The organism is Maritalea myrionectae DSM 19524, from assembly GCF_000423365.1.
GTDB lineage: Bacteria > Pseudomonadota > Alphaproteobacteria > Rhizobiales > Devosiaceae > Maritalea > Maritalea myrionectae.
The window spans coordinates 1,068,671-1,092,412 of record NZ_AUHV01000002.1; the positions used below are offsets into that span (position 1 = coordinate 1,068,671).

Consider the following 23,742-nt stretch of genomic DNA (forward strand, 5'->3'; position numbering starts at 1 on the left):
TGAGTTTTTTTTTGAAAATTTTCGCTGCATAGTGAGCATGATGGAGATGGGACTAAATTTATGACGATTATTCCGATGCTTAGCCATTATTCTAAGCAGTTTAATTTTGACGGGCATGACATGCCTGCGGGCCGAAAAGGCCGAATTTTTTCAATGATTTGCGCCCAGCCCTTCCAAACCCGAAAGAAAATTGCAGAAGATACGGGCATCCGCCCTGCCACGGTTTCCAAGCTGGTTCTCAATTTAATTGAAACAGGTCTCGTTGAAGAATCACGCCCGGAAGAAATCAGTCAAAAGGGTCGCCCGGAGATTGTTTTATCCCCAATTGTGAATCGGTTGGTGGCGCTCGTCGGTTACACTGTTTCGCGCACCATCCATTGTGCGGCCGTCAATTTGGCGGGCGAAGTTCTGCATGTCGCAAGCGAAAAAACTGTCGCCGATAGCATCGATCCAGACCGTTTTATCACCATCATGGAAGCCCTCTATCATGAATGCATGATCAATTTGCCCAAGGGCGCGCAGTTCGCAGGCTATTCCATCTCACTGCCCGGCATTGTGAATGAGACCGAAAAGAAGTGGGTCTATTCCATCTATTGGCCAAAGCTGCTTGGGCTAGACCTCAATGTTCTCGAACAAAAGCTGCAAACCCCGGTGGGTGTGCGGAAAAACCTAAATTGCGAGTTACATGCGCGTTTTGACAAGCGGTTGAGGCAGAAAACTCAAAGCATGGTGCTCGTCCACTGGGGTTTGGGTATCGGCGCTGCTTATGTGTGTGAGCAAGAAAATGGTCGCCGCTCCAGCTTGGGCGAAATCGGCCATTGCTGTGTGGATCAGGCCAGTACTGCCGTTTGTAAATGCGGCATGGTCGGCTGTGTTGAAGCTGAGGCTGGCCTTTGGGCGCTCAAACAAAAATCGTCAGACCCGGATATGCCCATCGATGAGCGTCGGTTTCAAACCTATCTAGACCAAAAAGATAATGAGCAGGATTATGCCCGCCAAATCGAGCTGATGGCTCTCACCTTACGCAATGTGGTGCTCACGCTCACCCCTGATGAAATCGTACTCACCGGCCCGTTCACCCACAATGAAGCGATCTTCAAGCGACTTTTGGCTGCGTTTGAGAACGCCCTGCCGCCCAATTCGCTGATCACCAAAGATATGCGTCCACAAATCGTCGCTGGCGATAAGCATAATGCCGACGAGTTGATCGGCGCCGCCGCACACCATTTTAGCAAACGTTTAGGCGAACTTTGCGCCGATTGAACCCAAAGTCTGGGGACTTCGAATTCTTGGTCGCCGGACATTGTTTCCATGTCAACCTAACTATGAAATCCGGACTGGATATCCTAACCAAAATCGTGCCAAGTGAAATCGTTTTGAATAAATGAACTTGGCAATGCTTATTGCGCCTACCAAACTTTGGTTATTTTAGATCGACTAAAGGCGTCCGTTCTTTTTAGGTCGTTTGAAGTTCCAAAGCAGTTTGACACTCAGCTTGATCAGAGAAAATTCAAACTAGCAATTCTCGAAGGCTAATCTCTCAGGATTTGAGTAAATGTCCCACTCAGGCAAGCGCTCCGGTTACGACCGATTGGCAACAAAAGAATGCCCGTATTCTACGTCAAAAATCTCGATTATAGTCCAATCTGGAAGCTGGCTTTGAGCACTTTGGTATGTTTGTTGACCACTCAATCCCAAAAGCTGACGTCTGTTATATAGGGCGAAATGGCCTAAATACTTTAAGTTATGGAAAAGTCATGTTATCGATCGCCAGACAAGGTCGGGTATAGCACCCATTCTCCAGGAGGGCGCAATTGCGATACTTTCCAACATCCATAACGTCTGACCTAACTGGCCTGTAGACGGAAAAGCTCCGCGAATGGACAAATCGGCTTGCCCCGATACCGGCTTATATCCGACCAGGAAAAAATGATCGCCTGCGAAGTTGGCTTGGCAGACAATTTTGATGTTAAAAAATACTGTTCTGCTGTGCGAAAGCTTCCATTTAGAACTGCAAGCACACATATGCCACAAGACCCATTCGAACGCATAAAAATCTGGAAGTGGGCGCTTGATACGCTTGCCGCCCGTATCGATGAAATGGGCGATGCCGGCATGGTCTATTTGCCGCTTTATGAGCGTACTGAACAGGAGCTTGCCGCTGATCAGGCGAAGGCCAAAACGCTCTCAACCATGCGCCATAGATTGCACCGTGTGCGCGCAACTCAGCGGAACGCCGCTCAACAGCAAAGCTGAATTGCACGCAAAACGCTAACAATGAAATGAGAATAAAGCGCCTGGGGCCAGCAGAGTAAATACTCAAAAACTAAACAATGAACTGGCTCACATCGGCAAAATCGTCCAAACAATTAACAATCCCGAAATAGTCTCAGACTATTGTCGATACTTGGGGGAGTTGGGACGATCATCGATATGCCAAATGACTTGATCAAAGCGATAAAGAACCATTTCCTATTTATCAATGAAACAGATCAGCTGGTCGTAGAGCGGCTATACGCCTCCCAGCGCCAAATTCCACTAATGTATGGAATACTGATTATCAATATGCTTGTTCTTTGCAGGAACTTGTATGGTCAAGCCCCATTATTTTTGACAGTAGTTCTTCCTGGCATTCTAATTCTTGCCGGATCCATAAGAATGATCGCATGGATTCGATTGAGACCGAGAGGCGTAAAAGCTGTCAATGCTAGAAAATCTCTAGGTATCACCATAGCTGTGACTGGAGCACTTTCCATCATTTTAAGCATATGGGCGTATTTATTGTTTCAACATGCCGGTATTCATGCAAGATATCACATTATTTTCTTTATAATAATGACAATAATGGCCTGCATATTCTGCCTGGTCTCCATACCAAGGGCATCCATCGTTTTAGCTTGTTTTTCGGCCATTCCCGCTTCAGTTTTTCTATTTTTGCTGGGCAATCACACCTATGACGCAATTGCAATCAATCTCATTATGGTTGTCGGGACGCTCGTTTTTGTGATTGCCAACAGGGACCGGTATTTTCGCAATGCTGTAGAAAGCAAAGCCCGTCTCAAAAAAGCGAATGCCAGAATGAATACACTGGCAAATATAGACCCCTTAACGAACTTTTCAAATCGCAGGAGCTTTTTCAACAGGCTCACCATTGAGACGAGTTTTTCAAGTTCAAAACCACCGAAGACACTTTTTCTCATGTTGATCGATTTAGATGATTTTAAGCCGATAAACGACTTATACGGGCATGGATATGGAGATAAAATACTAAAACGTGTATCAACCAGAATTTCTAAAGCGGTTCCTAGCAACTGCTATTTTGCAAGACTCGGTGGTGATGAGTTTGGAGTTATCTGTTTTACCTCAAACCAAGCTGAAACACAAAAGCTTGGTTTGCAGATTTTAGATGCGATTAATAAGCCAATCACAGTTGAACACATTAGAACTAAAATCGGTGGCACCATTGGCGTTGCAACATTTCCTGATGATAGCGATATTGGCGAGGACCTTTTTGAGCAAGCAGATTTTGCATTGTGCTATGCAAAACAATTTTCACGCGGTCATGTTGTTTTCTTTGAAAATCAACACTCAGATTACATTTTGTCGACGGCGCGAATTTCAAAACACTTAGCGGTTGCGGACCTCCAAACTGAGCTGTCAGTTCGGTTCCAGCCTATTTGGAATTGCGCCACGAATAGACTGGTTGGGTTTGAAACCTTAGCACGTTGGCAGAGCCCTGCTCTTGGAAATGTACCGCCCGACGATTTTATTCCAGTTGCGGAAACATCAGGAATGATTCATACAATTACAAGCATCATTTTTGAGAAAGCCTTCGTGGAAGCTAAAAGGTGGCCTTGCCATCTGAAAATTGGCCTTAATATTTCACCAATAGACATAGCAAACGAAGGTATTGTTGAAACTCTTCTGCAACTTTGCAAAAAACATGGCATTGATAGCAAAAGGGTTACCATCGAGATCACAGAGACAGCTGTGATGAAAAACTACGAACTATCAACCTCGCGCTTAAAAGCGTTTAGAGAAGCTGGTGTGTCAATTGCAATGGACGACTTTGGCGCGGGCAATTCAAGTTTAAGCTATCTTCAAAAGCTACCGCTGGATCACGTAAAGCTAGATAAAAGTTTTGTGCAGGCGACAATAGAAGATGAAAAGGGAAAAATAATTGCCTCCACGCTTATCACTTTATGCAAATCACTTGGACTCGGCTGTATAGCAGAAGGCATTGAGAGCGAAGGTCAGTTACAAGCGTTGCAGCAACTTGGATGCACAACATTCCAAGGATACTACTTTTCTGTCCCATTACTGCCTGAGCAAACTTTAGCGTTTGTCAACAAACAGATGTAGTCACGCGACACTTGTGCAATCGAACTGACCAACTGCAGCCTTTGTCTCGATACTTTGAAAATCCTTCGAGAAATGCGGAAAAAACTTCCAGCGACATGCCTACAAGTGGCCTAAGCCCGACATTGGGCTTCTAGGGTCGCGATTCCCAGAAGCAGACGTTCGATGGCCTCGGTTCAAAACTCAATGAACTACGTTTTGATTGATCATTAAGCTTTGACCCTAGTAACGGCATTTCACAGGTGGATCGAGGTGTGTTTCTCCGATCGCGTTACCGGTACGCGTACGAATGATTGCTTTAGTTGGTGTCACGAATCACGGAATTCCAGGCGTTCTCCACCAGCATATCGATAGCCACACTGTGATCGGACATGTGCCCGCATTTTCTGAGATAGTCATATGCCGGTCCCACGATAAGAGCGGAAGCGATGGGCCACTCGATATCACGAACCTGTCCCTGCGCCACCCAAACGCGATAGATTTCAGCTGCGGCTTCATGAGTGAGTATTATCTCGTCGAGAATAGGTCGCAATTCAGGATCTGAATGGGCACGGATACGCAACTCTTCGAAAAACAGAAACAGGTTCCGGTTCGCCGTGGCCCACTCCATGAGCCCCCGCACAGTTGTCGTTACCATTTCCTTCGGCGTACGAGATTGGCGCCGGGCTTCGGCTCGCGAAATCCATAGGGCGTTTGCATCTTTCCAAAGTGCGATGGCCAGGCCCGGCTTCCCGGAAAAGAAATGATAGATGCTGCCTGTGGTGGCACCGCTGGCCTTGCGAATATCGGCGATGGTTGTGCCAATATATCCTTTTTCAACGAAAATTGGCAGAGCGGCATCCAAAATGTCCTGTCGACGGTTGGTCATGATGAATCCTTGACGAGATTAGAACAATGTTCTAGTAGTGCTTCTAGAACAATATTCTAGAGGAGTAACAAAATGCAATCAACTCACGAAGATAAAAATGTAAAAGCAGCCTTGAGTTTTGTTCGTGCTGTCGAAGCTATGGATGGGAGCAGGATGGAAGGGTTCTTTGCCCCGAACGTCGAGCAGATCGAAATGCCAAATGCATTCAAGCCGAGAGGTCAGGTCCGCGACTTAAACGCATTGACCGCAGATATTGAAAAGTCCAAGGGGATTATCGAACAACAGAAATACGATATCCTCAATACTGTCGCACGCGGAGATATCGTGGTTCTGGAAATGGTCTGGCACGGAACCGTCGTAAAGGATATTCCACCCTTGCGAGCAGGGCAGAATCTTAGAGCACAATGCATGGCTATTTTCGAATTTCGCGAGGGAAAGGTCATTAAACTTCGCAACTATGATTGTTTCGATGCTCTCTGAGAGTATGTCCCCTCCGAGGCGGACAAAGTAGGAAAAAACGGAAGGTAACATGAAAAATTAAGGGCAATTAACCCTACAATTTATGATCGGCATCAGAACGTTTCCGCCTCGACCTCGATTGTTGACGCAAAGAAATTACCGTTGAAACTATCCCGCGCTAACGCAGTTGGAGCAGTTTAGGGTGGCTTGTCAGGCGAGGTTACGGTTGCTGCTCAAAACAGGACTTTGATTCCCTCAACCGATCAACGACAACCTTAATAAGGGTTCCAATTCATATTGGGACAGGTTCTAGTTGCTCATTGGCAGCTTTTGCGCGTTGGGCATTACGCCGTGCCAAACTACCAAGATGCTCCTACTCTCGGCCAACAAGTTTTTATACATAGATCCCAAAAGCAGACATTGGGACATTTGATTTGAATTCCCTAAAGCGGCCAATGGAACCATATAATTTGCAACGCCCTGCACATGGCCCGCCAAGAATTTGGCTTGCCAAGTTGAACCCGAACAAAAACCGTGACTATAAAAGAAAAATCTATCTGCTAGCTATTTACGAAAGCGTAACCGGGTAGTCCGTAAAGTGGGCCCAAGAAGATATGTAAAAATATCCGTTTAAGGGGGCCCAAATGAATTTGAAGCCAAAAAAACTGTTTGTCGTTCTCACAACGATGTTTCTTGCCTTTGCACCTTTGTCATCGATTGCAAACGAAGAAAAAGTCATCTTAACAATCGATGGCGAAATTGCTGGTTCGGAGCCACGATATTTCACCCTAAAGCAACTTGAAGCTTTAGGGATGGATACCATCGTGACCACAACGCCCTGGCATGATGGCAAGCAAACCTTTGAAGGCGTTCCTCTTGTTGACCTAATGGAACATGTAGGGGCCAGCGGAGACAGTGCATATGTTGTTGCGCTTAACAATTATAGCACGGAAATACCTATTGAGGATTTTTCAAAGCATGGTGTAATTCTCGCGTCACGCAAGAATGGCCAAGCCATGCCCGTGTCTAACAAGGGGCCGCTTTTTGTTATTTATCCTTATGACTCGGACAAATTCCTAAAAACTGAACTGTATTACACGCGTTCCGCCTGGCAAGTGCGCACGATCACAATCGAATAGAAATGAGTTTACTTCGGCTACTGAAACTTGGATGGGCTAAAGGTCGAGTGTTTGCGCTTTGTGCACTTGGCACGCTCCTGGTGGCTGCAATTCTTCAGGTCACGTTGTTTGCGGCATCAGAGGACGCAGTTTCCCGCTCTATGCATTACGATGTTAGCTGGACGGGTGCGAATGGTCGCATTGAGGCTGCTCAATTCGAAAAGTTTGCCGCACGTTTTGCCGCACTCGGAGACGAAGTGGACGCTGAGAAGGCGCGCCTATTTTATGAAATAATTCTTAGTCGCATTGAAACTTGGGATTCAGGTGGCTTCTCAGAACTTGTGTTAGACCGGAACCCTCGCCAGCGGGCCCGGTTTGAAGAGCTCCGAACTCTGATCTCCAGTATTGCTGAGGATGTTGACAACCTGGATCAGCCGAAGGCACAGAAAAAGGTGCTTTCAGTACTTGAACAAGCGGCTCCTATCATAGACCGAATTGGCTCGGATGCTCACACTATCGCTGTCGCCGAAGCTGACATTGTAAGGAGTGAACTCGAACAAAGGCAGTTTCATCATCGGCTGGTAATATTGGCTTTGTTGGCAGGCGCTGCCGCATTAATTGGACTTGTGATACGTCAGAATGCCCTGATGCATCGCGCCAAAATAGCAGCAGAAAAAAATGCTAAGGACTTCTCGTATCTTGCCCGTCATGACTCCTTAACGGGTCTACCCAATCGGTCGGCCCTGGAAGAATGGTTTCAAACTGTGTTTGGTAGCGACCAAAGCCACAAATTGGTGGCTGTTTATACACTCGACCTTGATGGCTTTAAGACAATCAACGACTTGCTCGGCCATCCTGCCGGCGACAAACTTTTGGTCAGTGTTTCAGAGCGTCTTTTGAAATGGGCAGCAAAAATCGACGAAAACTGTTTGGTTTCTAGACTTGGCGGTGACGAATTCCTCATTCTGACGGAACTGGATCATGCATCAAGTGCCCGCAGTATAGCTGAAAACTTAATAGAGCAGTTTGAGACGCCATTTGACACCGAATTCGGCAATATGGCGGTTGACGCTACAGTTGGCTATGCCGCTAGGTGGATAGGGATTGATGAGTACGAAAACCTTGTGCTAGATGCCGATCTCGCTTTAACAGAGGCAAAAGCTGGCGATAAAGGCAGGGTTCTAGAGTTTGAGCCAAGCATGCGATCCAACTTACAACGCCGACAACGAATCGAACGCGATATATCTAAAGCAGTGGCAATTGGAGATATCACGCCCTATTACCAGTTGCAGATTGACCTAAGGTCGGGCCGGGTATTTGGTGTCGAAGCACTGGCACGTTGGAAGCACCCTGAATTTGGATGGATTTCTCCAGCTGAGTTTATTCCAATTGCTGAAAGCTGCGGTGATGTGGTGGGCTTGGGAAGGTCTATTCTAAAACAAGCCTGCTATCACGCCAGTCAGCTGCCAGAAGAGTTGAAGGTCTCGGTAAATTTGTCCGTTGTTCAATTGCACGATAATCAGCTGATTGATGAAGTGAAGGAAATTCTAGAGCGAAGCGGTTTGACGCCCAGTCGTCTAACCCTCGAAGTGACTGAATCGGTTATCATCTCGGATACTGAGGCGGTTGTGGAGCGGCTTAATCAGCTAAAGAGGTTGGGTGTATCGATAGCGCTCGACGATTTTGGTACAGGTTATTCGGCACTTTCCTATCTCACCAAGTTCAAATGGAACGAGCTTAAAATTGATCGCTCCTTCACTGAAGCGGCACGAGAGAACCCGGTTAATTGGACCATTATTCGGGGTGTCAGAATTCTGGCTAAAGACATAGGCGCGCGCGTAATTGCCGAGGGTATTGAAACTCCGGAGCAGGAAGCTAAACTTGCCAATATTGGGTGTGATATAGGTCAGGGCTTTTTATACAGTCGACCCATTCCTTTCAATGAATTGTTGCCAGTGTTAAGAGACATCCAAATGAAACCTCATGCTGTGCTTGAGCGATGCTAATTAACCACCTCTGTACGATTGAAGTCGCTATTCGTGTTAATTGACCCATGATATTTCTTAAGTATTTTGTGCGAGACTTCTCCTTAGTTCAACATTGAAGCATGCGAGACAAAGTGGACGAGTTCGACCTATTTGCGGATGATATTGATGAAGTCAACACGATTATCAAAACGCAAGAATCACTGTTCGATACCGAGCAGCGACTTGGTGCGATGCTTGATGCTATGCCCATCGGACTTCTCTTTCACACCCAGCAAGGAATACTCTATGCCAACGACCAGGCATCCCAATTATTGCATAGCCAGAAGTCGGAGTTGGTTGGCCGTCATTTTCTAGATTTTATCCGCGAAGATGAGTTTTCTTCGGTTGATAGCTTGCTGCAACATGCCTTTTTGGCCTGTCAAAAAGCTGTCGAAACCGAAAGTGTGATCTCAATAAAGGATAAGGCAAACAGACTGGTCAAGATTACCACTAGCCGGTTGCCCTGGGATGGAACGCCGGTGATCCAAATATTGTTTCAAGATATTACTGCCCAAAAGCGGGCGGAGCAATCTTTGCGCAAGCTTTCAATTACGGATGAATTGACTGGTGCTTATAATCGGCGCCATGTTTTTTACGAAGCAGAAAGCTATCTTCAGCAAGAGAACATGCCACCTGTGACCATCGCAATGTTAGACGTAGATCATTTTAAGTCGATAAACGACACTTACGGTCACGCGCTCGGCGATAGGGTCCTTAAAGATATCACCAAAATAGCTCACAATTTTGTACCAACAATAAAAAACTGCAATTCAGCCATGTTTGCGCGTATCGGCGGTGAGGAGTTCTTGTTTTTGTTGCCTGGACTCACAGTGGATGAAGGTACAGCAGTCGCAGAAGAGTTCAGGCAATCCATAATGCGGTTGCGGATATCACAAAATGGCGGTCGTTTGGTCAAGATAACAGCAAGCTTCGGCGTGGCGGAATACCAACAGGGGGATAAATCCTTTGATCAGCTTTTGAGCCGTGCCGATGATGAGCTTTACCGAGCGAAAAAAAATGGGCGAAATCAGGTGAGCAAGGCTGAATAAAGCTCCAAACATATCTTTAGTCGAAACTACGGAAGCCATACCCTTTTTCTATCTAAGCCGATTTATTGCATGGCCTGTTAAGCAGCGTTGCCGACGCAGTAGCCTTTGCGTAGAGGGCTATACTTATGTTTGTCAGAAAATTGTCAAAGTTAGGTGCAACATACCACTATTAAATTTCTTTCCATCATTATCCAGTTTTTAAAGTCAGTGTAATAGACTTGAAAGCTCGAAAAACAGCTAATTAGGACCGATACACAATGCGGGTTAAATTTGATGATTTAATTGAAAAACTGCCCGGCCCGGCCACACGCATGTGGCCAAATGGGGTTTGGTTCGCGCCAGCATTCTCATCTGATACGCTCTCCGTTCAACTCTATGTCCCCCACACAAGCAGCTATACGCCCCCAGAAGGGGTTAATATCATCTACCTCTCTATCCGCGGAAGGTCGGACATATCCATAGCCGGGCGACTACATGATATGCAACTCGGCGATGTAGTGACTGTTGACGCTGATACATCTCATGAGTTTGTAAATTACACGAGCGATTTTGCGGTGTACGTGATATTCTGGAGATCACTTTCACAAATCAGAGCTCGAACTCAAGCTATGCGAGAGGCGAAGCGAAAGTTTTAAGGCAACAGGCAAATTACCTATACACGCAAATCGAGTTTGAGGCAGGTAACGGCAAATCATGTATTACCATTATGTTTAATACTCATCCTACTATCGGAAAAAATATTCGATATAATTGTCTGGAAACCGGAGTAATCAAATTGGGTTTGCCAATAGATAAAAATCCCGACAATAGACATTAGATGTGTTTCATTTCGTTAAGTGGCGGATAGCCCTAGGTCGCAGTTTTGACACTTTCAATTGTTTGTATATGCAACCTTAGCTGCGTGCCATATAAGTGCAGATGTTCGGCCATCGCCCAGTAACATTTCGCAACTTTCTTGAGCGGCGCAACTCGTTGTTGTAGGCTGTTGACGCCTATTAAACTTTCATGTGATGTCAGATAGCATTTCCAATGCCCATTAAAATGAAATTTCATTTATTATCAATCTCGTGTTTGATCTTAAGTGCAATCACCATCATTCTGACGTCTGTAGTTGTGATCGTCAGCACAATCGATTGGATTATTAAAGTTATATTGGTGTTCTTAGCGACTGGGATTGTCAGTCTGTTGTATTGGACCTTTCGACTTTGCAGACTTAGCGCTGACAATCGGAAAAACGCCTTGACCAACGAATTCATCGACGATTAGGTTATGTTGACACTCCCCAACTGGCACCGTGAAACCGTCATGCAAATGAGACTGAGGTAGCCTTACAGTGGCTTGGCGTATCTGTTCGCTGTCAAAACATCGACCGTCGAAAAATCCTGTCTGTCTGTATTTTTGTGCAAACATTAGAGGTTAGACTCCGACAGAGGACCTTTGACACCAATGTTTGATTTTGCTACCTTGGAATTGGTCCAACCACAAAGCAGTCCCCCTGATTTGTGGCATATTGGCCAATTTTACCCGCTGGGACAATTCCTCCCCTAGCGGGTTTTTTTATGAGATTGAATCGATCAGAATGTTGTTCTTAAAGTACGACAGAGAAAGTATTCTTCGCTACGCTCAGCGTTTATACATCCCATTAGCTGCCATTCAGCTGTTTCCGCACGAATACAGGCTATGCTTGACCAAATCCAACCTTTGAGGCTCCGTCTTAGCTACCCAACTAAGGACATTCGTTTTCCGATCTGTCCCAAAATGGATATAGGTGCGGAAGCTTGCAGTAATGAACACCCGACTTCTGGAGGCAGACAAGAGCGATCAAAGTAAACGTTTGTTGCATATTCTTCCTTAACCTTTCATTCTAAGTGGGCACTTGCAGAAGCGACTCGTATATGAACAAGCCAATAGCCCCGAAGGGTAATGAAAATCGCGAAGCCGTCGCCTCACTTGGAGGGTACGTCTATCAGGTCTATCAAGCCGCCCTTGCATGGATTGAGCTCGATGAAAGTGAATTTCTCTTCCTGGAAGCAGCTGAAGACTATGTCATTGCCGCGCAGAATGCGCTGAACGCGGTTCAGATCAAGGGCACGTCCAACACCGTAACCATAAATTCTGACGATATAATCGCTTCGATCGACAGCTTTGTTGAGCTTCGAAAAAAAAATCCACAACTGGCGATCAGACTGCGCCATCTGACCACGTCGCAGATCGGGAAAGAAAAATCCGCAAAGCACAGAATTGGCGACACTCCAACTCTAGAGGTTTGGCGCAACATCGCGAGAACCGGTGATGTGTCTCCTCTGAGAGATTTACTTCTCGCCTCTAAGCTATCACGACAAACAAAGACATTTATCGCCTCTCTGAGTGATGTAAAATTTCGAGAAGAGTTCCTGCGGCGCATTCATTTTGATTGTGGAGCGCTTGATATCAAATTCCTCAAGCAACAGCTACACGCTAAAATAATCGACCTGCTCCAAGCTCGTGGTGGAACCGCTTCGCAAGCAAGTGAATGCGTAAGCAACATTCTGGTGCACCTTTTGGAGAAATCTACCCAACAGACAGACCGCTTTGTTGACCGTGCAAGTCTTGAACAGCTGCTCGAAGCAGCAACACACGTTCCTATCAACCGAGCTCAACTTGATGCTCAAAACGAATTAATCGCGAAAGCGCTAGCTGGCTCTATTCCGAAGCCTGCTGAATTGACTTCGTCCAGGCTTGCACGGCCTCGCCCGATAGATGACGTGCCTCTTCCGGCCGCAATTGCACAAAGATCGGTCCTGATATCCAGCATTGTCTCTTCCCTCGAGCAATGCGGCGTAAGTTGGGTATTGGGAGCGGCTGGAGTCGGCAAAACAGTCGCTGCGCGTTTGGCAGCTCTACGCGAGGGCGGAAATTGGGCGAGCGTTAACTTGCGAGGTCTGTCAGCTGAACAGGTTAGCGACCTTCTTGCGGCCACGAGTAATATCATCGCAGAAGAACACGATATTCATGGCCTTCTAATTGACGATCTTGAATGCAACTTTGAGCCTGATGTTGTCGACAAATTCCTAAACCTGTCGTCGGTTTGCAAACGCCGCGATCTGCTTTTGCTCGTCACAGCACCGAGAAACGCACCTTCGGACTTACTGTTTATTGCTGACCTGCCAGCCACCATCGAGACTATATTGGACGATTTCACAGAGGAGGATGTGCAGGAAATCCTAACTTCATTGGGGGTCGAAGAACCACAATGGGCAAAGTACATTCATTTGATTTCTGGTGGGGGGCACCCACAGCTCGCAATAGCGGCCATACAGAGTATGCAGCGAGCAGGTTGGGACACAAACGAGTTCCGAACGCTCAACTCAATTCTTGTGGGCAATCCGGAAGTCGATCAGGTCCGCAGCCGCACGAGGGAACGCCTTCTTCAAGAATTGCCCGAGGGAAGCCGACGGCTTTTGGAACGCCTATCTCTTGCATCGCGTGGTTTCAAACGCGAGCTGGTGCTTGACCTCGCCCAAGTCAGTCCCCCCATTTCTGACGCAGGAATTCTATTCGATCAATTTGTTGGGGCATGGGTAGATCAGCAGGAAAGAGATCGATTTTCATTGTCGCCGCTACTGTCGAATTTCGCGCACACCACGCTAACAATTGAACAAAAGCAGGAAATTAATTTTGAGATTGCAAACTCAATTGTGAAGTCACGAAATATAGACCCGATCGAAGCGAATTCGGCTTTACTTGCCGCTTGGGTCGGCAAGAACGAAGCCGTAATGCTTAAGCTGTGCCTATCGATTATCGGGTCTGACAACTCTGACACGCGGATGATCGCTCCGCACTTGCTAATGCTCACGCATATGAGAACGGATGAATTCGCTTATGAAGACAATCCCATTATCAGCCAGATATTCCGCGGAGCTCAACTTCTTCTCCTTTGCTATGAAGACAAAACCCCAGATCACTTTTTGAAGGCACTTCAGTGCTTCGAACGCGAGACAGCTCGCATTCCGCAAGCGAACGCCCGAGCGGGAATGGCTCTAATCATCTATTCGAAATTGCTTCTATCGGAGCCCGTCTTCGGCCCGGTCCCGCAATTTTGGAAGGTAGTACAGAAGCTTGCCGTTTTGTTTAAAAATCAGGACGAAAGCCTGCCAAATGATATCATTGGCGAAATGGGCCAAGGGTCCACGCCAGAGCAAACGGTGGGCTTCATGTTTCTTTTTCAAGCCCGACAGCTTCGAAAGATCAATGAGTTGGTTTCGGCCTTTGATTTCCTCGAGTCATGCGATGAAAGATTTCGAGCTAAGATTTTCGAACCCTATGACACACCTGAGTTGCTTGTAGACATTGACATGCTCATATCCGGCGCGTGGCTGAGGGAACATGACGCAAATACGATTGACCCAAGCGCGCACTCATCCGCCTACGCCCATATGGAACAGCTCGCGAGTGGATGGGGACGGCAGGATCTTGCAGTCGCCTGCAGAAAATACCAAGCAATAATTCTCGATGAGTACGGCAATGACAAAGTAGCTGCATTGTCGGTTCTCGACGAAGGATTAGGCGCCTATGGCTCTACAAATTCAGAACTTATTCGTGCGAAGGCAAAAGTTCTTTATCGGGCAAACGAACATCAGGCCAGCTTGGAAATCTCCAGCACACTGATCGAGGGCGACGCGCCGCTAAGTGAAACCGAAAAGGCCTTTCTCGGCAGAGAAGCAGCAATTAGCGCAGAGAAGCAAGGCGACTTAGAAGCAGCAAGGCGCTACTTTTTGTATGGAGCAGATGCAGCAGAAGCGTGTGGCGTGCCGGACATGGTGCCCATGCACATCGGTCTCCTTGCAGATGCAGCTTTGGCTAGTTGGCACGCAGGCGATCGAGAAACGTGTTTGCTTGAAATTGCGGTCGTATTGGAAAAACTCTCGGCGCTAGACTCCAAAGGCTCCCTGCGAGCTGCACATTGTCATGCGGTATCTAGGCACATACTCCTTTGGCTCGACCAAGAAGCCACTGGCGAAATGCGCTACATAGAAAACGGCGAAATTCCACGAATTTATCCAGGGCTAGTAAGTAACCCAGAGCCGCATTCGGACATCGGAAAACGTTTTTTACCCGCTTTAGAACTGTCTTGGTACATGCTCGCTCAAATTGAAAATCATTGTCTGCTGGATATCGGCATCACAAAAGGATTGGATGCCCACCTTCCCAATGGGCCGGTGCGAGAGGGGCTAATTCTGCTAACTCAAGGGAAGATGTATAGTGCTTTCCACCTGAGGGATGTCGAATTGTTCGTCTCGGCGCTTGCAAACACCGTTGCTGAATATGCTCTTATGATCAAACTTGGTGGAAAGGAAAAAAGCTTCAACGCGAAGAACGTTACCTATGGGGGCTTTCCATTACCCACTGTAGAAGAAATGAACGCCCTAATCACGTTGACAGAACAACAAATAGTTTCCTTCGCAGCTACATGCATTCTAGACAATGATGCCGCAAGCTACGACAGATTGTTGGCTGCTCTGGTTAGTCCAGAAGGATTTAGAAGGAGGGACGAACTGGTTGAATGTTTGGCCGGCAAAGCCAGTGGAACAGACTTCTACACGAGCTATGCAAGCCTTCTTTACCTTGCGCGGAAAAAACTCGAAGAAACTTTGCCGCTCTCTCCGAGTGAAGTATTTGAATTTGCAATGAAGCTAATCCAGACGGGCAAGCTAGTGGGCCAAAACCGCCTTCTGTCAAAACAAGTCTTGATTTGGTTGAGAGAGAGGTGGAGCTTCATTTTGGAAGAACAAAGGTTTCTTCTAAAGCAACCATCGCTGCATGAGGCAACTATATCCGACACATGGGAGCAGTATGAGCCGAATGAAACGGCGAAAGTGTTGGCGATCCTACTTGCGACCTTGCCGACGCTTGGCATATCAAATCAAAGAGAAATCGTCGTAGTGCTTGAGAACATGCTGAAAGTGGAGCGCCAAACTATAAGCTAAGGCAGATTGTTGCATAGTCGGCAGTTTACCTTCGTAAAACAATACCCAACTCATATAGTTTTGGAAACCCGACAAGGTCAAATAGATGCCGGGTTTCATCAGTTTGGACGTCTGTTTTGCTGAGCTTTCATCGGTTTCTCGTCGAGCTACTGCAAATCTGGTTTCTGCCATTCGCTTGTAACGCAGCTAACTTCCGCTTCCAGCCCGAAATGAGTGCTGGTGACTAAATCCCCCAATGACCGCTTTCCGCCCTCTTTGGACATCGTTGGGGCGAATGATTCCCAAAATATGCGCAAACTTCACTGCAAAAATTCAATGGGTTCTATTTTGAACTTTCGCAGATAATTAAACGAAGCTAAACACAATGGCCCCGCCTGTTTCGATGAACATAGATAGATACTGAGGACTTGAGTTCTGCGAGAAACATCTTACCCGCCACTGATAAGTCTGCAGATATCCACATCCAACGCGATTGCTATTTTTTCTAACACCCTGATTGTCGGGTTGCGCACTCCCCTTTCAATACCTGAAATATAGGTACGATCTAAATCCGTGAGGTGGGCAAGCTCCTCCTGAGAGATACCCTTCATCCCTCTGAAATGCCGCACATTCGCTGCGATGATGTCACAAATATCTGTCATGCGACTATGTTGACTATTGTCAACATAGTCGCCACGGACTATAGTCTACATAGCTATCTCGGTTGGATAAAGATTTATGTCGAAAACGCCAAGTTTTTCCCTCACCAAATATTTTATGGCGCTGACCCTTTGCACCATTGGAATGCCGACAATCGCATTATTGCTTGGGGAGTTTTCCGGGGGCTATAGCAGCCCGATTTTAGGGCCGGTCAGTTTGTTCCTGGACTATTTTGGCTTCGCGATTGGTCAGGTTTGGGTGCTCTCTATTTTAGGTGCGGCTATCTTTGCCATTTGGCGCTCCGTCGGTACATCGAGAAAATGAAGTCACGTTCCCTATATTCATTTACAGCCGCAATAATGTTCAACGCTACCCTCGCCACTTCCAGCGCCTATAGCCAGTCTTATGCTGGGCCTATAAGTGAAGAGATGATATTTGGTGCTGGCACAGTAGTCGCCTACCAAGAAAAGTGCAGCCTAACGCTGGTTGATCCCCAAACTCAAACACAGGTTGAGCAGATTAGGAAAGCTTACGTTCGCGATCATCGATTTGTTGAGGGATATCGCTATGGCTTACAAGCAGTCGATATGAGCAAATACATCTATGGCGACCTCGTCTGTCACGCGCTTGTTTCTGTTGTAAATGCCGACCGGGTTGAAAAAGGCTTTCCGCCGTTATTTGCAGAACTCGACTAACTCAACGTCGTTCCATCCTTTTCGTGAACAACTCCAGCCCCCTTTTGTACTCCGGCGATCCTGGTTCTAACTCCTGAAGGAGAAACCGCAGAAGCAAATCCTTCTCGTCTTCAGAATAAACAACGCCTCTTCGCATATCTTCGAATATTCTTTGACGATGATCAGCTGTCATCTTGGCATAATATTTTTCGGTGATCACGACAGTTTCATGCCCAAGGTTTTGAGACCATGCTTTTCTCGGCCCCTCCTGCGACGCAATTTCCCGACCAAGTTCTGTTAAAAAATGTCTTACAGAATGCGGCGTATACGCTGGAACATTTGCGAACTGACACGCACTTTTAAATGCCATTGCAACGCTACCAGATGATTTCCATGTCGATATGGGGGGACGTCCCTCAATCTTGAGACTTGCAACGTTTCGCAGATCTGCATTTGGCGGAAAGAGTGCGTCTTCATCCTCAAAGCCCTGCTCTCGCAATCGTTTAATGTAATCAATCAAAATCTGATCAAATTCGTCATTGATGGGGAACCAGCAGGTCAGCATTGATTTGGAGTTTTTGGTTCTCACCTCAGTTGCGTCTTGATTGACCTCTTTTTTGTCAATATCAACATGTTTGAGCCTCAATGAGGCTGTCGCGTCAGCCCGCGTTCCAAAAACGAAACTTGCCGCGACTATCGCGCGGTCACGTTGCTGGGCAAGTGTATTTGCTGGCATACTGGAGATCATCAATTCAACTTCAGCAATAGATGGATAATCCCGATTTTTTGTCCCTGCCGCCCCTGCCAGATCAGCTCTTGATAACTCTAAATAGTCAGGAATTGACCTATTTAGACGCCGATAGCCTTCCTGCTTGGTCAACCATACGATAAATTTTCTCAGATGGGATGCCGCATGTGCAATTGAGCTTTTGCTTCTTCCGTCCATACCTTCATAGGCTAAATGGCGTCGATAGCGGGTTGCATCGTCGGTTTTGAGTTTATCAAATGGCTTGCATTGCAAAAATACCTCAAAAGCACGGATAGTTGCCAGATAAGCATCCTGTGTCTTTTTGTTGTACCGTTCGGTGTATTTTTGGAACTCAAAAATGATGCGCTCATTCTCAGCGCTATATTCCACAACTCCATTACCCTGATCTTTCACAACATCACCGGGAACCAATTCATTATCTTCGTCTAATGATTGCGGGGTGATGTTGGATTCCAGCGCCTTGCAAATTTGCTGATATTGAACACCAGAAATAACTTTCTTAACGCCCTTTTCACATTCTGGGCACGTCGCGTGTGCCCAGAAACAGTTCGATGTTCCCTCTTCAAAGTTCCAACTTCTAGGTTCAGGCCAAGTTCTTGCTTTGCAGGAAAAGCACTTGAATTGCCCCAAGCGAAGTTTCTGCTTTTGCTTCAATTGCCGCTGCTTGAGAAAACGACGCAGTTCACTTCCTTTAAAAAGAAGTGGCTGTCGCTCATCAATCGAACAAAGACCTGACTTTCGCCAGTTCGTGACGGTGTTTTTATGCACGTCAAATTTTTCGCAAATCGCTTCTACGTCATAGACCCGATTTTTCTTAGCGTGCGTATATTTGTACGCCCGCACCATGATCATCCACCAAGGTGCTCTTGTTCAAACTGAATGATGTCTGCCGCTCGCCAGCGCGTGGTTCCTGGCGAGATACATACGGGCTTGGGAAAGTTCGGGATGTTCTTAAGCCAGTTCCAGATGGTCGCTGGCTTGACGGAAAACCGCTCCGCAACTTCCTTGACCGAGAAGTAGGCCTTACCTGGCTGCAAACACTGCGCCTCTGGCGCTGATCGAGGTTCTCTTCGAGGGTTAGAATCCTGCGATCCAGCCAACTTCTTGGCCGAGGTATGATCGGATTTGGTTTTCCTTGAAGACTTTTGGCCCAAATCTAAATTCGGGTCCAAAAGCGATAGGGTATTAGTATCCTTGATAGCGCGAGGCATAACTCACCTTTCCTTCACCCCGTAGGATGTGGGTGGAAATGTGAAGCCCCTCTTGCGCTTCTAAAAACTACGATTTGAACTAATCTTGAGTGATTCTGACGGGATTTGCCAAGATAAAAATTAAACCAACTAAAGCCTGTGAATAACTTTGCGGTAACCTAGAACGTCAATCTAGTGGTGGGCTAGATGGTGGGCTAAAGCGCCAATCCATATATTTTAATATTTAAATTCAATTACTTACAAAAAGGAATGGCGGAGAGAGAGGGATTCGAACCCTCGAGACGGTTACCCGCCTACACGCGTTCCAGGCGTGCGCCTTCGACCACTCGGCCACCTCTCCGACGCGGCAGCAACTTGCTGCCAGAACTTTCCACCGCTGTCGCCGGCTCATGTGGGCCCAATGACGTGGCAGATTGGGCTGCAATATACTGATCACAAGCGAGATCGCAAGTGTTCACGATGATGTTTCTGCCGTTGAATTGCATTTATTTATGTTTATCTTGTTTTACAACGACCGGACGGGGCTGTAGGCCCCAATTTTAAAGGATATGCGCGTGCGCTTGACCCTACGACTGATTGGCACATTTTTCTTGGCGATCACCCTTTTGCTGGTGGTGATGGATGGTGCGCGCATCTTTGCTAGCTCCAGCTTTGTATTCACCCCGTTGGGCGAGACCTGGTTTAAGATTGACCAAGCCCTTGGTACATTGACGCTGAATACACTTCAGGCGTTGATCCAGCGCTATGTTCATCCCGTAATATGGGATCCCTTCATTGTCACCATATTGGGTGCGCCCGGGTGGCTTGTGTTTGGCATTTTGGGTTCGCTGTTCCTCTTTTTGGGCCGCACCCGGTCGCACAAGCGCTTTATGAACGTTGAGGGGCTTTAGACCTCAAAGGAGATTCGTTTCATGTTTATGACCAAGCCGAGCCACATTGTGAGCAAAAGCGATGCCCTACCCGGGCGTGATACACCATTGCCGACGGCCGAAAACCATTTTGTGAATGGTAACCCGCTCAAGGGCCCATACCCCGAAGGCAATGAAATGCTCTATATCGGTATGGGATGTTTTTGGGGGGCCGAACGGTTGTTTTGGCAGCTGGAAGGCGTTTGGGTGACAGCTGTTGGCTATCAGGGCGGCCACACGCCCAACCCCACCTATCATGAGGTGTGCACGGGCAATACCGGCCACACCGAAGCGGTGCTAATCAATTTCGACCCCTCTGTGATTTCGCTTGATAAAATCCTGCGTACATTCTGGGAGGAGCATGATCCAACCCAAGGCATGCGTCAGGGCAATGATCGGGGCACCCAATATCGCTCCGCCATCTATGCCACCGGCCCTGAACAACTGGCGGCGGTTGAACGCTCACGCGATGATTTTCAGGCGCAATTGGATAAGGCGGGTATGGGCAAGATCACCACCGAGATTGCTACTGCTGAAACCTTTTATTTCGCTGAGGACTACCACCAGCAATATCTGGCTAAAAACCCTGGCGGCTATTGCGGCTTGCGGGGTACTGGTGTGACCTGCGCAGGAGACTAGGCCGTGCTCAGCCGGGAAGAATTTGAAGCCTATTGCTTTGCCTTGCCCCATACCACCCACGTGGTGCAGTGGGGCAATGCTTCTGTGTTCAAAATCGGCGGCAAGATATTCGCCATATACAGTCGTTGGGATACAGAAGATAAAGACATTATCAGCTTCAAGGCGAGCGACGATAGCTTTCGCATCTTGCCGGAGCAGACGGGCATCGCCCCAGCAAAATATCTCGCGCGCGCCAAATGGGTGCAGGTCAATGAGGATGCAGGCTGGGGCGCCGAGGATTTTCACGCCTATATCGAAAACGCCTACAAAATTGTTTTCGCCAAGCTACCTAAAAAAGTGAAAGACACCCTATAGACAACAGATAGATGGACTCATCTATTGATGTGGCATGCTATATCTGTCTTGATGCACAAAAATAGGGGATCGACCATGCGTTTACTTCTTTCTATCGGCTTATTTGTCAGCCTTGCCTTCTTGGCGGGGTGTGCCACCTTGAGCAAATCACAGTGCCAAACGGGTGACTGGCAACAAATCGGTTTTGGCGATGGCGCTTCTGGTGCAACTTCCTCGCGCTTTGCTGACCATCAAGAAGCCTGCTCTGATCACGGCATCACGGTAGATCGCGCCCAATATATGCATGGCTATAACCGTGGTTTGCAGCAATATTGCACCCCCTCAAAAGCTGCTGATGTTGGCCTTGCGGGGCGCACCTATAAAAATGTGTGCCAAGGCGAAGAAGGTGTTTCATTCCTGCGCGTTTATGCGGCCGCCAAAGAAGTTTATGAGGTGGATCAAGAGATCGAAGGCATTCAGGAGAAGATAGATAAAGCGACCAAAAAACTTGCGGACCCCGCCACGCCGCAAGCAGAACGCGACCAACTGGCGCGCGATTTGAATTGGCTGAATATCGAATTGAACAGCGCCTATCGCGTTAGAAGCCGAGAAGAGAGCGAGCTGCGCAACATCCAAGCGCGGGAAGAAGCACGGCTGGCACGACTTTAGGGGCGAAAAACGCGCATTAAAAAGGGCGGTCAAAATCATTTGGGCCGCCCTTTTCTTTATTTATATAAAAAGCTTATGCGCCAGGTTGTTTCACGATGCGCAGATAAGGCTTCACTTCGTTCCAGCCATCAGGAAACTTTTTCTTTGCGTCTTCATTTGAAAGCGCAGGCACGATGATCACATCTTCACCATCTTGCCAGTTCACTGGTGTCGCTACCTGGTGATCTGCTGTCAGTTGCAGTGAATCGATCACGCGCAACACTTCATTGAAGTTCCGGCCCGTCGATGCAGGATACTCGATCTTCAATTTGATCTTTTTGTCTGGCCCAATCACAAACACAGAACGCACGGTGAGCGTGTTGTCTGCCTTTGGGTGAATCATTGAATAGGCTTTCGCCACTTCACCTTCTGGGTCTGCGATCAAAGGAAAGTTCAAGGCTGTGCCTTGAGTTTCTTCAATGTCGCCAACCCACGCACGGTGGTCTTCAATCGGATCCACGGACAGGCCCAAAACCTTCACGCCGCGTTTGTCGAACTCAGGCTTCAGCTTTGCTGTAAAGCCCAATTCCGTGGTGCAAACAGGGGTAAAGTTTTTCGGGTGTGAGAACAAAACGGCCCAAGACCCATCGATATAATCGTGGAAATTGATTTTACCTTCGGTTGTTTCTGCTTCAAAATTCGGGGCTTCATCGCCAATCAGCAATCCCATGTCGTATTCCTTTCGGTTTGCCAAAATTCTTAAATTTAATATGGGCTTTTACCAGCCCGTTTGAAATAGGCAAAGGCCGAAAGTTTTTGCGATTTTTGGCAGGGGATGGAAATTCAATTGCGCGAAGTTGCCATTTGATGGCTAAAACATTCCGGCGAACATGGTGCCGCCATTGCTGGTATGGAAGAAGAACACAATTGCTGGTAGGGTTGAAAAGGTGAGTGCGACAGGCCAGCGCGCCTGCAGCATGCGCGCCACGACATAAAGAACGAGCGCCAAGGCCCCCAAAACAATAATGGGCATGCTGTTTAATTCAACAAATCTTATGATCTGCGCAACCATTGCTTCACCTCAAAGTGAATTAAGGAAGATAGCGTTAGGCCGATTTACTGAAATTACGCACAAGCTTATTGATGGCATTTTGTGCTCATTTGAACGATTATCCACTCAGTGAGGTCGCCAATCGACGCCAACAAGCGACCCAACAGATCCCCCATTGCGGTTGTCAGTTGGTTGTATCGCGATGGGACTGATCAAACATCCGTTCAAACCAGCGCACCACCAAGGTGAGCGAAATGGTCATCACCAAATAGAGAAACGCCACCACATTATAAGTTTCAAAAAATTTGAATGTGGAGGCGGAATAGACCTTGCCCAATTGGGTGATGTCTTGCACCCCGAGGGCCGAAACAAGGGCACTATCCTTAATCATCGCCACCAGCTCATTGCCCAAAGGCGGCAAGATCAGTCGTAGGGCCTGCGGGGCAATGATGAACCTGAATATATGTTTGCGACGCAAGCCCAATGCGCGGGCCGCCTCAACCTGGCCGCGGTCCACCGCTTCAATGCCCGCGCGGAAAATCTCAGCCAAAAACGCGGAATAGGAAATGGTTAAGGCGATGATGGCACGCCATGTGAAGTCGAACATGCGCACTGTCATTTCGCCCATCAAGCCAGTTTCTTGCAGTGGTCCGGTAACGGTGTTGAAAAAGTCGACAAACCAAGGTGCGCCCACAAAGGCGATATAGAAAAGCAGCACCAGCATGGGGATGCCGCGCACAATCTCAATATAAAAAGTGGCACATTCACGAACCAGCCGAATGGGCGACAGGCGCAACACGGCCATGATCAGACCCAAAATCACCGCCAGTGTAAAAGCAATCACGGTCACGTAAATGGTGGTCGTGACACCGCGCATCAACGCCCAAAAAATGGTTTGATAGCCTTGATCGGCCACAATATTCCACATGATCAGCACGGCCAGCAAAATCGCGGCGAGCAACCAATAGGGCATTTGGAAGCCGCGCTGAGTGCGGCGATGGGTGGCATGCATATTATTGGGGTC

Annotated in this window: 20 protein-coding genes and 1 tRNA gene; 14 read left to right on the forward strand and 7 right to left on the reverse strand. The window is 47.5% G+C overall.

Annotated features, from left to right (window positions below):
* Positions 1 to 60: 60 nt before the first annotated feature.
* From G549_RS0105455 to G549_RS0105470, 3 genes are all read left to right on the forward strand, one after another.
* On the forward strand, positions 61 to 1,263 hold the full coding sequence (locus tag G549_RS0105455; RefSeq protein ID WP_027834182.1) for an ROK family transcriptional regulator: 1,203 nt from the start codon (positions 61 to 63) through the stop codon (positions 1,261 to 1,263).
* A gap of 762 nt (positions 1,264 to 2,025) precedes the next feature.
* Positions 2,026 to 2,256: a hypothetical protein gene (locus G549_RS19135; RefSeq protein ID WP_027834184.1), complete on the forward strand. Its 231-nt coding sequence runs from the start codon at positions 2,026 to 2,028 to the stop codon at positions 2,254 to 2,256.
* Positions 2,257 to 2,445: 189 nt separating this feature from the next.
* Positions 2,446 to 4,362, forward strand: a complete 1,917-nt coding sequence (locus tag G549_RS0105470) for a putative bifunctional diguanylate cyclase/phosphodiesterase (protein WP_169449608.1) — start codon at positions 2,446 to 2,448, stop codon at positions 4,360 to 4,362.
* Positions 4,363 to 4,657: 295 nt separating this feature from the next.
* Here the strand turns inward: G549_RS0105470 and G549_RS0105475 are convergent, their stop codons facing one another.
* Complete coding sequence (locus G549_RS0105475) at positions 4,658 to 5,227, reverse strand: TetR/AcrR family transcriptional regulator (protein WP_027834186.1); 570 nt, start codon at positions 5,225 to 5,227, stop codon at positions 4,658 to 4,660.
* Between the two features lie 72 nt (positions 5,228 to 5,299).
* Here G549_RS0105475 and G549_RS19140 point away from each other — a divergent pair, with 72 nt between their 5' ends.
* The 5 genes from G549_RS19140 (at position 5,300) to G549_RS0105515 (ending at position 15,846) form a co-directional block, all read left to right on the forward strand.
* Entirely contained in the window at positions 5,300 to 5,707 is a 408-nt protein-coding gene (locus G549_RS19140) for a nuclear transport factor 2 family protein (RefSeq protein ID WP_027834187.1), read from the forward strand.
* Positions 5,708 to 6,330: 623 nt separating this feature from the next.
* Positions 6,331 to 6,825 (forward strand): putative pterin-binding protein, encoded by a 495-nt coding sequence (locus G549_RS0105490; RefSeq protein ID WP_027834188.1) that lies wholly within the window; start codon positions 6,331 to 6,333, stop codon positions 6,823 to 6,825.
* Between the two features lie 2 nt (positions 6,826 to 6,827).
* The gene (locus tag G549_RS21210) at positions 6,828 to 8,810 is read left to right on the forward strand and encodes a putative bifunctional diguanylate cyclase/phosphodiesterase (protein ID WP_051213411.1); all 1,983 of its coding nucleotides are present in this window, start codon (positions 6,828 to 6,830) and stop codon (positions 8,808 to 8,810) included.
* A gap of 101 nt (positions 8,811 to 8,911) precedes the next feature.
* Positions 8,912 to 9,880, forward strand: a complete 969-nt coding sequence (locus G549_RS21215; protein ID WP_051213412.1) for a sensor domain-containing diguanylate cyclase — start codon at positions 8,912 to 8,914, stop codon at positions 9,878 to 9,880.
* Between the two features lie 1,895 nt (positions 9,881 to 11,775).
* Positions 11,776 to 15,846: a hypothetical protein gene (locus tag G549_RS0105515; protein WP_027834191.1), complete on the forward strand. Its 4,071-nt coding sequence runs from the start codon at positions 11,776 to 11,778 to the stop codon at positions 15,844 to 15,846.
* A gap of 428 nt (positions 15,847 to 16,274) precedes the next feature.
* Here G549_RS0105515 and G549_RS0105520 read toward each other — a convergent pair whose 3' ends face one another.
* Positions 16,275 to 16,487: a helix-turn-helix domain-containing protein gene (locus tag G549_RS0105520; protein WP_027834192.1), complete on the reverse strand. Its 213-nt coding sequence runs from the start codon at positions 16,485 to 16,487 to the stop codon at positions 16,275 to 16,277.
* A 76-nt stretch (positions 16,488 to 16,563) separates the two neighbouring features.
* On the opposite strand from G549_RS0105520, the gene G549_RS0105525 reads away from it, so the two are divergent.
* Positions 16,564 to 16,809 (forward strand): hypothetical protein, encoded by a 246-nt coding sequence (locus G549_RS0105525; RefSeq protein WP_027834193.1) that lies wholly within the window; start codon positions 16,564 to 16,566, stop codon positions 16,807 to 16,809.
* Positions 16,810 to 16,844: 35 nt separating this feature from the next.
* Positions 16,845 to 17,180 carry a hypothetical protein gene (locus G549_RS0105530; protein ID WP_156905481.1) on the forward strand — a complete coding sequence of 112 codons (336 nt, stop codon included), beginning with the start codon at positions 16,845 to 16,847 and terminating at the stop codon, positions 17,178 to 17,180.
* A 1-nt stretch (position 17,181) separates the two neighbouring features.
* Here the strand turns inward: G549_RS0105530 and G549_RS0105535 are convergent, their stop codons facing one another.
* Both G549_RS0105535 and G549_RS0105545 read right to left on the reverse strand, forming a co-directional pair.
* Entirely contained in the window at positions 17,182 to 18,780 is a 1,599-nt protein-coding gene (locus G549_RS0105535; protein WP_027834195.1) for a phage integrase N-terminal SAM-like domain-containing protein, read from the reverse strand.
* A 609-nt stretch (positions 18,781 to 19,389) separates the two neighbouring features.
* Positions 19,390 to 19,479 (reverse strand) — tRNA-Ser (locus G549_RS0105545).
* A 214-nt stretch (positions 19,480 to 19,693) separates the two neighbouring features.
* Here G549_RS0105545 and G549_RS19155 point away from each other — a divergent pair.
* From G549_RS19155 to G549_RS21220, 4 genes are all read left to right on the forward strand, one after another.
* Positions 19,694 to 20,029, forward strand: a complete 336-nt coding sequence (locus G549_RS19155; protein ID WP_156905483.1) for a hypothetical protein — start codon at positions 19,694 to 19,696, stop codon at positions 20,027 to 20,029.
* Between the two features lie 21 nt (positions 20,030 to 20,050).
* Positions 20,051 to 20,686: a peptide-methionine (S)-S-oxide reductase MsrA gene (gene msrA, locus G549_RS0105555; protein WP_027834197.1), complete on the forward strand. Its 636-nt coding sequence runs from the start codon at positions 20,051 to 20,053 to the stop codon at positions 20,684 to 20,686.
* A 3-nt stretch (positions 20,687 to 20,689) separates the two neighbouring features.
* Complete coding sequence (locus G549_RS0105560) at positions 20,690 to 21,040, forward strand: MmcQ/YjbR family DNA-binding protein (protein WP_027834198.1); 351 nt, start codon at positions 20,690 to 20,692, stop codon at positions 21,038 to 21,040.
* A 75-nt stretch (positions 21,041 to 21,115) separates the two neighbouring features.
* Positions 21,116 to 21,688, forward strand: coding sequence for a DUF2799 domain-containing protein (locus G549_RS21220; protein WP_051213414.1), 573 nt, complete (start codon positions 21,116 to 21,118; stop codon positions 21,686 to 21,688).
* Between the two features lie 73 nt (positions 21,689 to 21,761).
* On the opposite strand, the gene G549_RS0105570 is transcribed toward G549_RS21220, so the two are convergent.
* From G549_RS0105570 to G549_RS0105580, 3 genes are all read right to left on the reverse strand, one after another.
* Complete coding sequence (locus tag G549_RS0105570) at positions 21,762 to 22,397, reverse strand: peroxiredoxin (protein WP_027834199.1); 636 nt, start codon at positions 22,395 to 22,397, stop codon at positions 21,762 to 21,764.
* Positions 22,398 to 22,538: 141 nt separating this feature from the next.
* Positions 22,539 to 22,700: a hypothetical protein gene (locus G549_RS0105575; RefSeq protein ID WP_169449609.1), complete on the reverse strand. Its 162-nt coding sequence runs from the start codon at positions 22,698 to 22,700 to the stop codon at positions 22,539 to 22,541.
* A 202-nt stretch (positions 22,701 to 22,902) separates the two neighbouring features.
* Positions 22,903 to 23,730: an amino acid ABC transporter permease gene (locus G549_RS0105580; RefSeq protein ID WP_027834201.1), complete on the reverse strand. Its 828-nt coding sequence runs from the start codon at positions 23,728 to 23,730 to the stop codon at positions 22,903 to 22,905.
* Positions 23,731 to 23,742: the final 12 nt, after the last annotated feature.